Origin of the sequence: Stenotrophomonas sp. TWI1183 (assembly GCF_039673115.1) — a bacterium.
Classification (GTDB): Bacteria; Pseudomonadota; Gammaproteobacteria; order Xanthomonadales; family Xanthomonadaceae; genus Stenotrophomonas; species Stenotrophomonas maltophilia_AA.
In genome coordinates this window covers 137,973-151,956 of the sequence record NZ_JBDJKZ010000010.1, presented here as the reverse complement: position 1 = coordinate 151,956, position 13,984 = coordinate 137,973, and the positions used below count along the sequence as shown (strand labels likewise).

The 13,984-nt window shown below is 67.7% G+C and carries 18 protein-coding genes and 1 other RNA gene; 12 read left to right on the top strand and 7 right to left on the bottom strand.

What is annotated here, in order from left to right; genetic code table 11:
• Window positions 1-161 precede the first annotated feature (161 nt).
• Together ABE434_RS11585 and ABE434_RS11580 are read right to left on the bottom strand one after the other, a co-directional pair.
• Window positions 162-1,487: an aminopeptidase P N-terminal domain-containing protein gene (locus ABE434_RS11585; RefSeq protein WP_346478940.1), complete on the bottom strand. Its 1,326-nt coding sequence runs from the start codon at window positions 1,485-1,487 to the stop codon at window positions 162-164.
• A 7-nt stretch (window positions 1,488-1,494) separates the two neighbouring features.
• Window positions 1,495-2,043: a UPF0149 family protein gene (locus ABE434_RS11580; RefSeq protein ID WP_176988316.1), complete on the bottom strand. Its 549-nt coding sequence runs from the start codon at window positions 2,041-2,043 to the stop codon at window positions 1,495-1,497.
• A 165-nt stretch (window positions 2,044-2,208) separates the two neighbouring features.
• On the opposite strand from ABE434_RS11580, the gene ABE434_RS11575 reads away from it, so the two are divergent.
• The 8 genes from ABE434_RS11575 (at window position 2,209) to ABE434_RS11540 (ending at window position 6,291) form a co-directional block, all read left to right on the top strand.
• Entirely contained in the window at window positions 2,209-2,430 is a 222-nt protein-coding gene (locus ABE434_RS11575) for a TIGR02449 family protein (protein ID WP_019183857.1), read from the top strand.
• Window positions 2,427-2,726, top strand: coding sequence for a cell division protein ZapA (locus ABE434_RS11570; RefSeq protein ID WP_176988315.1), 300 nt, complete (start codon window positions 2,427-2,429; stop codon window positions 2,724-2,726). Before ABE434_RS11575 ends, ABE434_RS11570 begins: the two co-directional genes overlap by 4 nt.
• Before the next feature lie 130 nt (window positions 2,727-2,856).
• Window positions 2,857-3,041: non-coding RNA, 6S RNA (ssrS, locus tag ABE434_RS11565), on the top strand.
• A gap of 79 nt (window positions 3,042-3,120) precedes the next feature.
• Window positions 3,121-3,720 carry a 5-formyltetrahydrofolate cyclo-ligase gene (locus tag ABE434_RS11560; RefSeq protein WP_346478936.1) on the top strand — a complete coding sequence of 200 codons (600 nt, stop codon included), beginning with the start codon at window positions 3,121-3,123 and terminating at the stop codon, window positions 3,718-3,720.
• 13 nt (window positions 3,721-3,733) lie between these two features.
• Window positions 3,734-4,210: an EVE domain-containing protein gene (locus tag ABE434_RS11555; protein WP_346478935.1), complete on the top strand. Its 477-nt coding sequence runs from the start codon at window positions 3,734-3,736 to the stop codon at window positions 4,208-4,210.
• 27 nt (window positions 4,211-4,237) lie between these two features.
• A complete protein-coding gene (rpiA, locus tag ABE434_RS11550; protein WP_346478934.1) occupies window positions 4,238-4,885 on the top strand; it encodes a ribose-5-phosphate isomerase RpiA in 648 nt (215 codons plus the stop codon).
• 46 nt (window positions 4,886-4,931) lie between these two features.
• The gene (locus ABE434_RS11545) at window positions 4,932-5,384 is read left to right on the top strand and encodes a DUF192 domain-containing protein (protein ID WP_346478933.1); all 453 of its coding nucleotides are present in this window, start codon (window positions 4,932-4,934) and stop codon (window positions 5,382-5,384) included.
• Window positions 5,385-5,445: 61 nt separating this feature from the next.
• Window positions 5,446-6,291 (top strand): tetratricopeptide repeat protein, encoded by an 846-nt coding sequence (locus ABE434_RS11540; protein WP_346478932.1) that lies wholly within the window; start codon window positions 5,446-5,448, stop codon window positions 6,289-6,291.
• Between the two features lie 42 nt (window positions 6,292-6,333).
• Here ABE434_RS11540 and ABE434_RS11535 read toward each other — a convergent pair whose 3' ends face one another.
• Window positions 6,334-6,525 (bottom strand): rubredoxin, encoded by a 192-nt coding sequence (locus ABE434_RS11535; RefSeq protein ID WP_346478931.1) that lies wholly within the window; start codon window positions 6,523-6,525, stop codon window positions 6,334-6,336.
• Window positions 6,526-6,597: 72 nt separating this feature from the next.
• On the opposite strand from ABE434_RS11535, the gene thiE reads away from it, so the two are divergent.
• Entirely contained in the window at window positions 6,598-7,230 is a 633-nt protein-coding gene (gene thiE / locus ABE434_RS11530; RefSeq protein WP_319208488.1) for a thiamine phosphate synthase, read from the top strand.
• Window positions 7,231-7,245: 15 nt separating this feature from the next.
• Window positions 7,246-8,535, top strand: coding sequence for a glutamate-1-semialdehyde 2,1-aminomutase (hemL, locus tag ABE434_RS11525; RefSeq protein WP_346478930.1), 1,290 nt, complete (start codon window positions 7,246-7,248; stop codon window positions 8,533-8,535).
• 63 nt (window positions 8,536-8,598) lie between these two features.
• Here the strand turns inward: hemL and azu are convergent, their stop codons facing one another.
• Complete coding sequence (gene azu, locus ABE434_RS11520; protein ID WP_179460163.1) at window positions 8,599-9,057, bottom strand: azurin; 459 nt, start codon at window positions 9,055-9,057, stop codon at window positions 8,599-8,601.
• Between the two features lie 114 nt (window positions 9,058-9,171).
• On the opposite strand from azu, the gene ABE434_RS11515 reads away from it, so the two are divergent.
• Window positions 9,172-9,783: an HAD-IA family hydrolase gene (locus tag ABE434_RS11515; RefSeq protein ID WP_346478929.1), complete on the top strand. Its 612-nt coding sequence runs from the start codon at window positions 9,172-9,174 to the stop codon at window positions 9,781-9,783.
• Between the two features lie 73 nt (window positions 9,784-9,856).
• Here ABE434_RS11515 and ABE434_RS11510 read toward each other — a convergent pair whose 3' ends face one another.
• Window positions 9,857-11,086 carry an acetylornithine transaminase gene (locus tag ABE434_RS11510; RefSeq protein WP_319208477.1) on the bottom strand — a complete coding sequence of 410 codons (1,230 nt, stop codon included), beginning with the start codon at window positions 11,084-11,086 and terminating at the stop codon, window positions 9,857-9,859.
• Window positions 11,087-11,151: 65 nt separating this feature from the next.
• On the opposite strand from ABE434_RS11510, the gene ABE434_RS11505 reads away from it, so the two are divergent.
• The gene (locus ABE434_RS11505) at window positions 11,152-12,024 is read left to right on the top strand and encodes an ion transporter (protein WP_346478928.1); all 873 of its coding nucleotides are present in this window, start codon (window positions 11,152-11,154) and stop codon (window positions 12,022-12,024) included.
• 42 nt (window positions 12,025-12,066) lie between these two features.
• On the opposite strand, the gene ABE434_RS11500 is transcribed toward ABE434_RS11505, so the two are convergent.
• A complete protein-coding gene (locus ABE434_RS11500; RefSeq protein ID WP_346478927.1) occupies window positions 12,067-13,032 on the bottom strand; it encodes a YiiG family protein in 966 nt (321 codons plus the stop codon).
• A 90-nt stretch (window positions 13,033-13,122) separates the two neighbouring features.
• Window positions 13,123-13,941, bottom strand: a complete 819-nt coding sequence (locus ABE434_RS11495; protein WP_346478926.1) for an NAD(P)-dependent oxidoreductase — start codon at window positions 13,939-13,941, stop codon at window positions 13,123-13,125.
• Window positions 13,942-13,984: the final 43 nt, after the last annotated feature.

The window sequence follows — 13,984 nt, the reverse complement described above, 5'->3', positions numbered from 1 at the left end:
CTGGGGGGGGCTGCGGCCTTCTCCCGCCCCATGGCGCCGGGTTTCGGCGCGCCCCCCCCCCCCCCCCCCCCCCCACTACCGGTGTGATGCGCCGCACGGCCACCGGTGCCTTCGTCACGCACCGCGCAGCCACCCATGGGGTGGCTCTACCGTGAAGCGGATCAGCGCTTCGCCATGTCTTCTTCGATCTCATCGGCACTGCGTGCCAACGCAGCGGTCAGCACCTGATGGCCGTCCTCGGTGATCAGCACGTCGTCTTCGGTGCGGATGCCGATGCCACGCCAGCGCGCTTCCACGCTGCGGTCGTCCGGTGAGACATAGAGGCCCGGCTCGATGGTGAACACCATGCCGGGCTCCAGCATCCGCGAATCCCCGGCCAGCCGGTAATCGCCGACGTCGTGCACGTCCAGGCCCAGCCAGTGCCCGGTCTTGTGCCGGTAGAACCGCTGGTAATGCGCTTCGCTGATGTTCTCTTCCAGCGTGCCCTTGAGCAGGCCCAGCCGCAGCAGGCCTTCGGTCAGGGTCTCCACCGCGGCCAGGTGGCCGGCTTCATAGGCGTTGCCCGGGCGGGCCTGGGCCAGCGCCGCCGCCTGCGCCGCACCGACCAGGTCATGCAGCGCGCGTTGCTCGGCGGTGAAGCGGCCGTTGACCGGGAAGGTACGGGTAATGTCACTGGCGTAGCCGCGGTACTCGGCACCGGCATCGATCAGGACCAGATCGCCATCGTGCGAGCGCGCATTGTTGTCGCGGTAATGCAGGATGCAGCCGTTGGCACCGGCACCGACGATGCTGCTGTAGGCCGCGCACGCATCATTGGCACGGAACACACGCTCCAGATCGGCCTGCAGTTCGTACTCGTGGATGCCCGGCCGCGCCACGTGCATCGCGGCACGGTGGGCCTGCACGCTGATGTCGGCGGCGCGCTGCATCACCGCGATTTCCGCGGTCGATTTGAACAGCCGCTGCTCGTGCAGCAGGTGGCCCAGCTCCAGGAATTCATGCGGCGGCTGCGCACCATGGCGCACCTGCGAGCGCACCCGGTTGACCCAGCCGATCAGCTTGAGATCGAACTCGGCATCGCGACCGAAGTGGTAGTACACCCGCGAGCGCCCTTCCAGCAGGCCGGGCAGGATGTCGTCCAGGTCGTCGATCGGGTAGGCGTCGTCCATGCCGTACTGCGACACCGCACCTTCCTGGCCGGCGCGCGCGCCATCCCAGGCTTCGCGGTCGGCGTCGCGCTCGCGGCAGAACAGGATCACCTCGCCATGGCGGCGGCCCGGAATCAGGACCAGCACGGCCTCCGGTTCCGGAAAGCCGCTCAGGTACCAGAAGTCCGAGTCCTGGCGGAACGGATAATGCGTATCCAAGCTGCGCACCCGCTCGGACGCGGCCGGCAGCACCAGGATCGCGTCATCGCCGGCCATTTCCATCAACTGCTGGCGACGACGCGTGTATTCGGCGGCGGAGATGCCGGTCAGCTGCCGGATATCCATCTCAGTTCAGACGCTGCCGATGGCGCGCGGCCATGACGCAGTCACCGTGCAGCAGCAGCACCGCCACGCGGATGAACTCCTCGATCTCGGCCAGTGCGTCTTCGTCATCGTCGTTGCCGCTTTCGAAGTCTTCGCTGGAGGCCTGGGCCAGCTTGGCCAGATCGGTCAGGGCCTCGTCGCCCTCTTCGGACAGCGCCGGGCGGTTCTGGCCCGAGCCGAGCCCGAAGCCCCCGAGGAACGCGCGCGCCCAGGTGAACAGCGCATCGGCCTGCTGAGCGGTGTCGCTGGCATCGCTCAGCAGCAGCTCGAACGCGAAGTCACGGTCTTCCAGCTGCGCCACGCTGGCATCGAGCAGCCGCGACAGCGCGTCGCCTTCGGCCGGGGTCGGCAGGTTGTCATCGGCCAGCACGCGGGCCGGCCATTCACGCACCGGCGCACCGCCGGCGGACAGCCAGCCGCACAGGCCGCCGTGCAGTTCAGCGGCGCTGGCGCCCAGGCCCAGGGCCTGGCTGGCCTGGTTTACGTCGTCGACACTCGGGAGTTCGGTCATCTTGGGGCTACGGTTTGTGAGCGCCACAGTGTAGCAATCCACCCGTGTCGACCGGGTTGCGATGGCTGGCACCGGGCCCCGCCCCGGTGCCCCGGGGTCGACCGCCCGCAGGCCCCGTCAATATTCGCTTGACCGCCCCATCTGCCCTTGCCTATCGTGCCGGACATGGAACCCGCCGATGCCATCGCCCAATTGCAGGCCTTCGCCGCCCGGGTGGAGGCGTTGCTGGAGCGCAACCAGCGCCTGGCCGACGAGAACCGCAGCCTGCGCCACCAGCAGGAACAGCTGGTCGCCGAACGCTCCCAGCTGCTGGCCAAGAACGAGCAGGCCCGCTCCCGGGTCGAAGCGATGATCACCCGCCTCAAATCCCTGGAGCAGCACACATGAGCCAGACCGAACCGGTCAGTGTCCGCATCCTGGATCGTGAATACACGGTGGGCGTGGGCGCGGAGGAACGCGAGAGCCTGACCGCCGCCGCCCGGCTGCTGGACGCCAAGATGCGCGAGATCCGCGGCAGCAACCGGATGGCCGCGGTCGACCGGGTCGCGGTGCTGGCCGCGCTGAACCTGGCCCACGAACTTCAGCAGCTGCGCGATGAGCACGCCCGCCAGGCGATCGCGCTGCAGCAGACCCTGGGCGATCTGAACCGCCGCCTGGATCGCGCCTTCGACGGCGCAGGGTGATCCACGACGGGTTCCACGCGATGGCCGATTGCACAAGTACATCGCATGGCCTTCATCGATCTGAATTGACGTGCAATCCGACCGACGAACGGACTGGTCGAATCGCACAAGAGGGCTATAATCCTCGTCGCGTTCTCTGCTGTGAACGACGGCGTGTGCAAACATTCGCCTTGTCCCTTAATTACGACCACGGGTGCGCGACGGCGCCGGGAGTGCAAGTCCGCCTTGTAGCGGGAAGCCCGATGGAACCCCAGCGTACCCACTTGAACCCCGGGTTCAAGGTCGTTTCGCATGCATCGTCACGGCGGAGAATGCAATATTCCAGCAAGAGCGGCGTTCCCTTGGGACGTCGCTCTTGTTTTATCCGCTTCCCCCGCACGCTCCGGACCCAGGCATGACCGACCCGCGCTCCGCACTGCGCCAGCAGCTGCGCCAACGCCGCCGTGATCTCCCCGCCGCCGTGCGCCTGGCCGCCGCCGAACACTTGGCTGATGGCCTGCTCTCCCTTCCTTTCGCGCCCACGCAGGGCCACGTCGCCGGCTACTGGGCGATGGATGGCGAGATCGCGCTGCACCGTTGGCAGATGCAGTTGCCCGCCGGGCTCACCTACTGCCTGCCGGTGCTGCATGAGAAAACGCTGCGCTTCGCGCCGTGGCGCCCGGGGCAGGCGCTGACCGCCAACCGCTTCGGCATCCCCGAACCCGAGGTTGCGCTGGAGGACACGCTCGCGCCGGAACAGATGGCCCTGGTCGTGGCGCCGCTGGTCGGTTTCGATGCACAGGGCCGCCGGCTCGGCATGGGAGGCGGCTGGTATGATCGCAGCTTCGCATTCCGCCACCAGCGCCCGGCGCCGCCGTGGCTGGTCGGGGTCGGCTTCTCGGTCCAGCAGGTCGATGACCTGCCGGTGCAACCGTGGGACGTCGCGGTGGATGCGATCTGCACCGACGTCTCCACCCTTGTCTGCGTACCGACCAATGGTCGGCACCTACAGTAATCAAAGACTCCGCATGACCGCACGCAAGCGCTACTGGCTGATGAAGTCCGAACCGGACGCCTTTTCCATCGATGATCTGCAGCGCGTAGGCCGCGAGCCCTGGAACGGCGTGCGCAACTACCAGGCGCGCAACTTCATGCGCGACGGCATGAAGGTCGGCGACGGGGTGATGTTCTACCACTCCAACACCAAGGTGCCGGGCATCGTCGGGCTGGCCACGGTGGCCAGCGAGGCCTACCCGGACGACACCCAGTTCGATCCCAAATCCGATTACTACGATCCCAAGGCGACCCGCGAAGAACCGCGCTGGATGCTGGTGGACGTCGCCTTCGAGCGCAAACTGCGCGACACCATTTCGCTGGACGAGATCAAGCTGCACGCCGATGCGCTGGGCGAAGGGTTCCCGTTGACCGCGCGCGGCAACCGCCTCTCCATCCTCCCGGTGACCGCCGCGCAGTGGAAACTGCTGCTGTCGCTGGAAAAGCACTGACCTCCTTTCCTCCAAGAGTTGCCCGCCATGTCCGAAGCCAAGCGCCTGGCCGCTGAAAAAGCCATTGAATACGTCGAAGACGGCATGATCGTCGGGGTCGGTACCGGCTCCACCGTCGCCTACTTCATCGACGCCCTGGCCAGGATCCAGCACCGCATCAAGGGCGCCGTGTCCAGCTCGGACCAGAGCACCGCACGCCTGAAGCAGCACGGCATCGAGGTGTTCGAGCTCAACCACACCGGCACCCTGTCGCTGTACGTGGATGGCGCCGACGAGTGTGACGGCAACAAGAACCTGATCAAGGGCGGCGGCGCCGCGCTGACCCGCGAGAAGATCATCGCCGAGGCCAGCGAGCGCTTCGTGTGCATCATCGACCCGAGCAAGCAGGTGAAGGTGCTGGGCAGATTCCCGCTGCCGGTGGAAGTGATCCCGATGGCGCGCAGCCTGGTCGCCCGCCGCATCATGGACATGACCGGCGGCCAGCCGGCGTGGCGTGAGGGCGTGGTCACCGACAATGGCAACGTGATCCTGGACATCCACCATCTCGAGATCACCGATCCGGTGAAGCTGGAGCGCGAGCTCAACCAGCTGCCGGGCGTGGTCAGCGTGGGCCTGTTCGCACGCCGTCCGGCCGATGTGGTGATCGTGGGCGGCGAGCCGCCGATCGTGATCTGATTCCGTGGCCGTCGCCCCGCGACGGCCGCCCCAACGAGGCACTCCCATGTCCCTGCTGCGCCTGCTGCCCCTGCTCCTGCTGATGACCCTCGCCGGCTGCGCCAGCACCAACGCCCGTCACTGGGTGGAACTGGACGGCAACCGTTACCACGTTGAACTGGCCACCAACGATGACACCCGCGCCCGCGGCCTGATGTTCCGCGACCAGATGCCGGACGACCACGGCATGCTGTTCATCCACGAACGCGAAGAGCTGCAGGCGTACTGGATGAAGAACACCAAGATCGCCCTGGACATCCTGTACTTCGACGCGCAGCGCCGCCTGGTCAGCCAGCAGCGCGACGTGCCGCCGTGCTCGGCCGGCGATCGTTGCCCGCCCTACCCCAGCAGCGAGCCGGCCCGTTACGTGCTGGAACTCAACGCCGGGCAGGCCGAGAAGATGGCGCTGAAAGACGGCACCGAACTGAAGTTCGGCCCCGGCATCGCCGACGACAAGTAAAACGGCCCGATAAACGCGCCGCGCCCTTGAATCGCGGCGCGTTTGTCGCCAGTCTTGTCCCATGCAGGGGCAGATCACATTGCCGACGTGGGAATCACTGGCCGACCTGGACGACGAGGCGCTGCCTCTGTTGCCGACCGCCCTGCTGATCGCCCGGGACGAATACCCGGACCTGGACCCTGCCGTCTACGACGCGGTCCTGCAGAGCCACGCCGACCACCTGCGCACCGAGATCGCCACGATCGACATGTGGCCGCTGAAAATCGCCGCGGTCAATCGCCACCTGTTCGACGAGCTGGGCTACAGCGGCGACCACGGCGAGTACTACGATCCGCGCAACAGCTATCTGAACCAGGTCTTCGAACGCCGCCTGGGCAACCCGATCTCGCTGGCACTGGTACAGATGGAAGTCTCGCGCCGGCTCGGCATCCCGCTGGACGGGGTGTCCTTCCCCGGCCACTTCCTGGTGCGCCTGCCGCTCAACGACGGCGTGCTGGTGATGGACCCGTTCAACGGGGGCCGCCCGCTGGGGGTGGAGGAACTGCGCGAACGCGCGCGCTCGCACCTGGGCGGTGAAGTGCCCGACGACGACGTGCTGGCGCAGATCCTCGACCCGGCCCCGGCGCGCGCGATCCTGATGCGGATGCTGCGCAACCTGCATGGCGTGTACGTCGAACGGGGGGAATGGGACCGCGCCGCGCGCAGTGCCGACCGCCTGCTGAAGCTGGCGCCCGAGCAGGACGACGCCCTGCGCGATCGCGGCATGGCCTACCTGCAGCTGGACTACGAGGCCGGCGCGCGCAGCGACCTGGGGCTGTACCTCAAGCGCAATGCCAAGGCCAGCGACGCCCAGTTCGTGCGCGAGAAGCTGGTCGGGCTCGGTGGCGCGGTGCCGCGCCTGCACTGAGGGCGCCGTGATGCTCGCCAGGCGCTGACGCCCGGTCGTGCCTCACTCGACTTCGACCATCTCGAAATCATCCTTGGTCACGCCGCAGTCCGGGCAGGTCCAGGTATCGGGAATGTCCTCCCAGCGCGTGCCGGGGGCGATGCCCTCTTCCGGCAGCCCGTCTTCTTCCCGGTACAGGAAGCCGCAGACAACGCACATCCAGGTGCGGAAGGTGGTGGCGGTAGCGTCGGTCATCGGATAATCACGGCGGGACAGGAGGTGACAGTGGTCATTGTCCCACTCCCGTTGCGCTACCGGTAGCCATTGATGAATCACGCTTCAGCCCCCACGCCGCCCCGCGGCGTCTACCTCATCACCCCCGACGAGCCCGATACCGCGCGGCTGCTGGCGCGCACCGCGCCGCTGCTGGCGGCCGGCGCGACCTGGCTGCAGTACCGCAACAAGACCGCCGATGCCGCCCTGCGCCTGCAGCAGGCGACCGCGCTGCAGGCGCTGTGCGGGCAGCACGGCGTGCCATTGATCATCAATGACGACCCGGCGCTGGCCCATGCCGTGGGCGCCGCTGGCGTGCACCTGGGCGGCACCGACGGCGACATCGGCGCGGCGCGTGCCCTGCTGGGGTCCGACGCCATCATCGGCGCGTCCTGCTACGACCAGCTGGCCAATGCCGCGCGTGCCGTGGCCGAAGGCGCCAGTTATGTGGCCTTCGGCGCGTTCTTCCCCACCACCACCAAGGTCACCGCCAGCCGTGCCACGCCGGACCTGCTGCGGCAAAGCGCCGCACTGGGCGTGCCGCGGGTGGCGATCGGCGGGCTCAGCCCGGACAATGTGGGTCCCATCATCGCGGCCGGTGCCGACCTGGTGGCCGTGGTCAGCGGCATTTTCGCCGCCCCCGACCCGGTTGCCGCCCAGCGCGCCTTCCTCGCCCAGTTTCCGTAAGACCCAGGACACTCCATGAACCACGACCAGTCCCACGCCCTGTTCACCCGCGCCCAGAAGCTGCTGCCGGGTGGCGTCAACTCGCCGGTGCGCGCGTTCAAGTCGGTCGGCGGCGAGCCGTTCTTCGTCAAGCGCGCCGATGGCCCCTATCTGTATGACGTGGACGACAACCGCTACATCGATTACGTCGGCTCCTGGGGCCCGATGATCGTCGGCCACAACCACACCGCCGTGCGCCAGGCGGTCAAGCAGGCGATCGGCAACGGCCTGTCCTTCGGCGCGCCGTGCGAAGCCGAAGTGACCATGGCCGAAACGCTGACCCGGCTGGTGCCGTCCTGCGAGATGGTGCGCATGGTCAACTCGGGCACCGAGGCCACCCTATCTGCGATCCGGCTGGCACGCGGTGCCACCGGCCGCAGCCGCATCGTCAAGTTCGAAGGCTGCTACCACGGCCATGGCGATTCGTTCCTGGTCAAGGCCGGCAGCGGCATGCTGACCCTGGGCGTACCGACCTCGCCGGGCGTTCCCGCGGGCCTGAGCGAACTCACCCTGACCCTGCCGTACAACGATTTCGATGCAGCCACGGCGCTGTTCGCCGAACAGGGCGAGCACATCGCCGGCCTGATCATCGAACCGGTGGTCGGCAACGCCAACTGCATTCCGCCGCGCGAGGGCTACCTGCAGCACCTGCGCGCGCTGTGCACGCAGTACGGCACGGTGCTGATCTTCGATGAAGTGATGACCGGCTTCCGCGTGGCCCTCGGTGGCGCGCAGGCGCATTACGGCGTGACCCCGGACCTGACCACCTTCGGCAAGATCATCGGCGGCGGCATGCCGGTGGGCGCTTACGGCGGTCGCCGCGAGCTGATGTCGCAGATTTCCCCGGCGGGCCCGATCTATCAGGCCGGCACCCTGAGTGGCAATCCGGTGGCGATGGCCGCCGGCCTGGCGATGCTGGAGCTTGTGCAGGAACCGGGCTTCCATGATCGCCTGGGCGCCGCGGCGGCACGCCTGTGCACCGGGCTGGAAGCCGCCGCCGCCGAGGCCGGGGTTGCGGTGACCACGACCCAGGTCGGCGCGATGTTCGGCCTGTTCTTCACCGATCAGAAGGTGGAGACCTACGCCCAGGCGACCGCCTGCGACATCGCCGCGTTCAACACCTTCTTCCACGCGATGCTGGAGCGCGGCGTGTTCCTGGCGCCATCGGCCTATGAGGCCGGGTTCCTGTCCAGCGCCCACGACGACGCCATCATCGATGCGACGCTGGAAGCAGCGCGCGAAGCCTTCAAGGTCGTGAAAGGCTGACAAAAACGGGGACGGAGGTAATTAATAACCACCTCCGTCCCTGTTATTCACCGTCCCTGTTATTCAACCGAACACGAAACGGCCCTTCATCATCGCGAAGTGGCCCGGGAACGAGCAGAAGAACGTGTAGTCGCCGCCCTTGGTCAGCTTGGCGGTGGAGAAGGTGACGCTGGTGGTCTGCCCACCGCCGATCACCGGCGTATGCGCCAGCACGCGTGCATCGCCCTTGGGCAGGTAGCTGTCGGCCAACGTAGCGCGCATGCCGGCCATCGCCACCGGCTGGTAATCGGCCGTGCGGGTCAGCACCCAGTTGTGGCCCATCGCGGTCGCGGCGAGCTTGCCGGTGTGGCGCAGCGTCAGCTTCACCTGGGTGCAGTCCGCCGCAACCTTGAGTTCCTTCTGGCTGAAGCTCATCTGGTCGGTGCTGTCGAGGGCGATCGCGCAGACACGCGCATGGGCGGCCGGGGCCAGCATCAGGCCGGCGAGCAACACGGGGGCAAGCAGTTTCAAGGCGATCTCCATCGAACAGTCCCCGCGATTCTAGTGACCGCCCGTGCAGGCGACGTGCGACGCGATGTCGCAGCGCAGCCCCCGGCTGGGTTACGGTCAGCCTTGGACCTGGACGAGACTTCTCCGATGCCCCCTGCGATCGAGTGCCTGCTGCTGGATTTCGATGGCGTGCTGGTGCGCTATGCCCGGCATCTGCGCGTGCGCCATCTCGCCGCGGGCATCGGCTGCAGTGCGGCGCAGGTGCAGGCGGCGCTGTTCGACAGTGGACTGGAGCGCGCCTACGACAGCGGCATGGCGACGGACGCGTACCTTGAGCAACTGGGTGAAGCGCTGCGGACCACGATCAGCATCGCGCAGTGGCAGGCGGCGCGCATCGCGGGGTGCGCACCGGAAGCAGGGGTCATCGAACGCGTGGCACGGATCGCCCGGACGTTGCCGATCGCGATCCTGACCAACAACGGCGAATTGATGGCACGGACGATTCCGCTGCTGCTGCCGACCCTGGCCGATGCCCTGCAGGGCCGCATCCTGTGCAGCGGTGCACTGGGCGGGCGCAAGCCGGACCCGGCGATATTCACCCGCGCAGTGGAACGGCTGGGCGCGCGCGCCGAGCGCACGCTGTTCGTCGATGACCTGTTCGTCAACGTGCGCGGTGCGCGGCAGGCAGGCCTGCAGGCCGAGACCGCGACCGACAGCCGCGCGTTCGGCAAGGTCATGAAACGGTACACCCTGCCGTAGAGCCGACCGTTGGTCGGCTGCGTTCGCCCCAGAACGACAGCAGCCGACCAACGGTCGGCTCTACCGCCATTGGCTAGCGCGACGCGATGAACGAGGCGACCGCTGCGCGAAGCCGCTTCAGGCCTTCGGCGATTTCTTCATCGGTGATGTTCAGCGACGGCACGAAGCGCAGCACGTCCGGGCCGGCCTGCAGGGTCAGCAGGCCGTGGTCGGCGGCGTGGTCGAGGATGGGCCCGGCCTGGCCGGCGAAGTCCTTGTCCAGCACCGCGCCCAGCATCAGGCCGCGGCCGCGGACCTGGCTGAACACCTTGAACTCGTCGTTGATCCTGCCCAGGCCATCGCGCAGCGCCTGCGACTGGCGGCTGACGTTGTGCGCGATCTCGGGCGAGGACAGTTTGCGCAGTGCCACGCGGGCCACCGCAGCCGCCAGCGGGTTGCCGCCGAAGGTAGTGCCGTGCGCGCCGAACTGCATCACCTCGGCGACCTTCGGGCCGGCCAGCATCGCGCCGATCGGGAAGCCGCCGCCCAGCGCCTTGGCCAGGGTGACGATGTCGGGGGTGATGTTGTCCTGCCAGTGCGCGAACAGGGTGCCGGTGCGGCCCATGCCGACCTGGATCTCATCGAGCACGACAAGGGCATTGTGCTGGTCGCACAGCTCGCGCACGCGCTTCAGGAAGCCCGGCTTGGCCGGCATCACGCCGCCCTCGCCCTGGATCGGCTCGAGCATCACCGCGGCGACATCGCCGGCGGCCATCGCGGTTTCCAGCTGCACCTCATCGTTGAAATCGACATAGCGGAAGCCACCGGGCAGCGGCTCGTAGCCCTCCTGGTACTTCGGCTGGGCGGTGGCGGTGACCGCGGCCAGGGTGCGCCCGTGGAAGCTGCCGCGGAAGGTCACGATCACGCGCTGGTGCGCCGGGCGGCCCAGCGAGGAGGCCCACTTGCGGACCAGCTTGATCGCCACTTCGTTCGCTTCGGCGCCGGAATTGCACAGGAACACGCGCTCGGCGAAGCGCGAGGCGGTGACCAGCTCTTCGGCCAGGCGCAGCGGCGGCTCGCTGTAGAACACGTTGCTGGTGTGCCACAGCTTGCCGGCCTGCTCGATCAGTGCCGCGGTCAGGTCCGGATCGTGGTGGCCCAGGCCGCACACGGCAATGCCGGCGGCCAGGTCGATGAACTCGCGACCCTGGGTGTCCCAGACGCGCGCGCCCTGGCCGCGCTCGAGCACCACCTGGCGCGGTTTGTAGACCGGCAGGTAGTAATGCGACAGGGACAACAGCGGATCGGTGGCAGCGGCGGTCATGGCGGTCAGGGGCTCGGGAAAGATCCCATTCTCGCGCTTTGGGCCGGTCGGGCACAATGCGGGCCATGCGACCGTTCACCGCCCCCCAGCTCAACCCCGCCACCGAGTCCGGCTGGCGCCGCCAGTGGTTCGACATCATCTACCGCCACGACACCCGACCCTCGCGCAATTTCGACCTGCTGCTGGTCTACGCGATCATCGCCAGCGTGGTGGTGGTCATGTTCGACAGCGTGCAGCGCTTCCACGCGGCCTATGCCGACTGGCTGTACGTGCTCGAATGGGGCTTCACGATCCTGTTCACCGCCGAATACCTGCTGCGGCTGGTGGTGGTCAAGCGCCCGCTGCGCTACGCATTCAGCATCTGGGGCATCATCGACGTGGCCTCGATCCTGCCGACCTACCTGTCGCTGTTCATCCCCGGCGCGCAGAGCCTGCTGGTGGTGCGCGCGCTGCGCATCCTGCGGGTGTTCCGCATCCTCAAGCTGACCCGCTACATCGAAGAGAGCGGCGTGCTGATGGAGTCGCTGTGGCGCAGCCGCCGCAAAGTGCTGCTGTTCCTGTTCACGGTGATCACCATCACCATCATCGCCGGCACCATGATGTACGTGATCGAAGGCCCCAACCACGGCTTCACCAGCATCCCCAGCAGCATGTACTGGGCGGTGGTGACGATGGCCACGGTGGGCTTCGGCGACATCGTGCCGCAGACCGTGCTCGGCCGCTTCGTCACCTCGGTGCTGATCCTGATCGGCTACAGCATCATCGCGGTGCCCACCGGCATCTACACCGCCGAACTGGCCAACACCATGCGCGATGCCGAGCATGCCGCGCGGCGGGATGCACGCGGCTGCCCGCACTGTGGCCTGGAAGGCCACGAACCGGATGCCGTGCACTGTCGCCATTGCGGCGACAAACTGCCCCCGGTGTTCAACGTCTGATCAGCGCGCGGCGGGCCGCCAGGCAGCCCGCCGCGTGTCCGCTCAGCGTCCGCCGCTGGACTGTGCCAGGCGGTTGCTCATGTCGACCAGGTCGTTGTAGCTGGCCAGCAAGGCTTCGGCCGAGCCCTGCGGATTGCTGATCCGCCCACCGCTCTCCATCAGCATCTGCTCGCTGCGCGTGTACGGCTTCCTGGATTCCACGCGCTCGATGCGGCGACCGGCATCGCGGGCCAGCGCATCGGCCGCACGCTCCACGTGCCCCCACATCGCATCGCCCTTGCCGACCTTGTCATCCTGCGCCTGCTGCAACAGGGCCTGGAACGCGGCGAGCTGGGTGCGCGCGACCGCCAGATCCGGGGTCTCGCTGTTGAGCAGCTGGGTCAGCTGCTTGCCATCGCCGAGGATCTTGATCTGGTAGTACGCCAGCGAGCGGCCTTCGGAGGCTTCAATCTCCTTGAGCTGTTCCGCGCGACGTTCGTCTTCGCGCTTTTCCAGCGCGGCATCCAGTGCGGTGCCTGCGTCGAAGAAGGCCATATAGGCTTTCATCAGCGGCGCATGCTGGCTGCGCATCCCGGCATGATCGTCGCGCAGGTAGTCTTCGCGGCTGTAGTAACGGTCGGCCTGCTCGATCAACGCATACAGGTCGACGAAGGTCTTCTGGTAGGTGCGCGCCGCCGGATCCAGTGCCGGTTCCGCCGGTGTCATCGCGAGCGCAGCGACCATCGGGGCGTTGCACGCCTCCACACGATGCGACAGCACCGTACCCGGCCCACGCACCTTCTTCTCGCTGCCGGTCGGGCCGGCTTCCGGGTCCTGCATCCAGCCGATGTACTGCTGGAAGCCTTCATGGATCGGCTGTTCGACGGCATTGAAGCAGGCGATGTAGGCATTCACCTTTTCCACGCCCTGGGTATCGGCGACGCTGCCCGGGCCCTTGCTGCAGGCGCCGAGCAGGCTGATCAAGGCGATGGCGGCGGCAAGCGGCGCGGTCCGTGTGCGAAATGACATGCGAGTGTCCGTACAAAAAGGGGCACGCACCATACCAGTCCGGGGTGTGCAGCAGTTGTCATCACACGGGCAGCGCGGGCCAGGCGCGCGTCAATCCAGGAACAGATCCGGCAGCAGCGGCTGCGATGGATCGACGGCATACCCGCTCAGATCGGTGATGCCGGCCTGGGCCAGCACCTCGTCATCGAGCAGGAACTGGCCACTGAAACCGGCGGCCTCCCGGGTCAGCACCGCGTGCGCGGCATCGGCCAGGATCTGCGGCGTGCGGCAGCCGGCGGGATCGACGCCGGGAATCATGTTGATCGCGTCGGTAGCGATGATGGTGCGCGGCCACAGCGCATTGACCGCGACGCCCTGCGGACCGAACTCGGCGGCCAGCCCGAGGGTGACGAAGCTCATGCCCATCTTCGCCAGCGTGTAGCCGGTGTGCGGGGCCCACCACTTCGGGTCCAGGCTCGGCGGCGGCGCGAGGGTCAGGATGTGCGGGTTGGGCGCCTGCAGCAGGTGCGGCAGGCACGCCTGCGCGCACAGGAAGCTGCCGCGCGCGTTGACCTGCTGCATCAGGTCGAAGCGCTTCATCGGCGTATCCAGCGTGCCGCGCAGCCAGATCGCACTTGCGTTGTTGACCAGGATGTCGATGCCGCCAAACGTATCCACCGTGGCGGCCACCGCCGCGCGCACCTGGTCCTCTTCGCGGATGTCGCACTTCAGCGCCAGCCCCTGCCCGCCCGCGGCGGTCACCGCCTCTGCAGCGCTGTGGATGGTGCCCGGCAGCTTGGGATTGGGCACCGAGGACTTGGCCGCGATCGCGACGTTGGCGCCGTCGCGCGCCGCACGCAGCGCGATGGCCAGGCCGATCCCGCGCGAGCCGCCGGTGATGAACAGGGTTTTGCCTTGCAGACTGGCCATGTGCGGGTTCCTTCAGTGCGATTGCAATGGACCCGCATTATGC

Bases quoted from the DNA above. Each gene is read 5' to 3' on its own strand.
- ABE434_RS11510 (WP_319208477.1), bottom strand. From the start codon at position 11,086: ATGACCGCCGCTGCCACCGATCCGCTGTTGTCCCTGTCGCATTACTAC.
- ABE434_RS11555 (WP_346478935.1), top strand. From the start codon at position 3,734: ATGACCGCACGCAAGCGCTACTGGCTGATGAAGTCCGAACCGGACGCC.
- hemL (WP_346478930.1), top strand. From the start codon at position 7,246: ATGAACCACGACCAGTCCCACGCCCTGTTCACCCGCGCCCAGAAGCTG.
- rpiA (WP_346478934.1), top strand. From the start codon at position 4,238: ATGTCCGAAGCCAAGCGCCTGGCCGCTGAAAAAGCCATTGAATACGTC.
- ABE434_RS11505 (WP_346478928.1), top strand. From the start codon at position 11,152: ATGCGACCGTTCACCGCCCCCCAGCTCAACCCCGCCACCGAGTCCGGC.
- ABE434_RS11540 (WP_346478932.1), top strand. From the start codon at position 5,446: ATGCAGGGGCAGATCACATTGCCGACGTGGGAATCACTGGCCGACCTG.
- ABE434_RS11560 (WP_346478936.1), top strand. From the start codon at position 3,121: ATGACCGACCCGCGCTCCGCACTGCGCCAGCAGCTGCGCCAACGCCGC.
- ABE434_RS11535 (WP_346478931.1), bottom strand. From the start codon at position 6,525: ATGACCGACGCTACCGCCACCACCTTCCGCACCTGGATGTGCGTTGTC.
- ABE434_RS11570 (WP_176988315.1), top strand. From the start codon at position 2,427: ATGAGCCAGACCGAACCGGTCAGTGTCCGCATCCTGGATCGTGAATAC.
- azu (WP_179460163.1), bottom strand. From the start codon at position 9,057: ATGGAGATCGCCTTGAAACTGCTTGCCCCCGTGTTGCTCGCCGGCCTG.
- ABE434_RS11515 (WP_346478929.1), top strand. From the start codon at position 9,172: ATGCCCCCTGCGATCGAGTGCCTGCTGCTGGATTTCGATGGCGTGCTG.
- ABE434_RS11575 (WP_019183857.1), top strand. From the start codon at position 2,209: ATGGAACCCGCCGATGCCATCGCCCAATTGCAGGCCTTCGCCGCCCGG.
- ABE434_RS11545 (WP_346478933.1), top strand. From the start codon at position 4,932: ATGTCCCTGCTGCGCCTGCTGCCCCTGCTCCTGCTGATGACCCTCGCC.
- thiE (WP_319208488.1), top strand. From the start codon at position 6,598: ATGAATCACGCTTCAGCCCCCACGCCGCCCCGCGGCGTCTACCTCATC.
- ABE434_RS11500 (WP_346478927.1), bottom strand. From the start codon at position 13,032: ATGTCATTTCGCACACGGACCGCGCCGCTTGCCGCCGCCATCGCCTTG.
- ABE434_RS11495 (WP_346478926.1), bottom strand. From the start codon at position 13,941: ATGGCCAGTCTGCAAGGCAAAACCCTGTTCATCACCGGCGGCTCGCGC.
- ABE434_RS11580 (WP_176988316.1), bottom strand. From the start codon at position 2,043: ATGACCGAACTCCCGAGTGTCGACGACGTAAACCAGGCCAGCCAGGCC.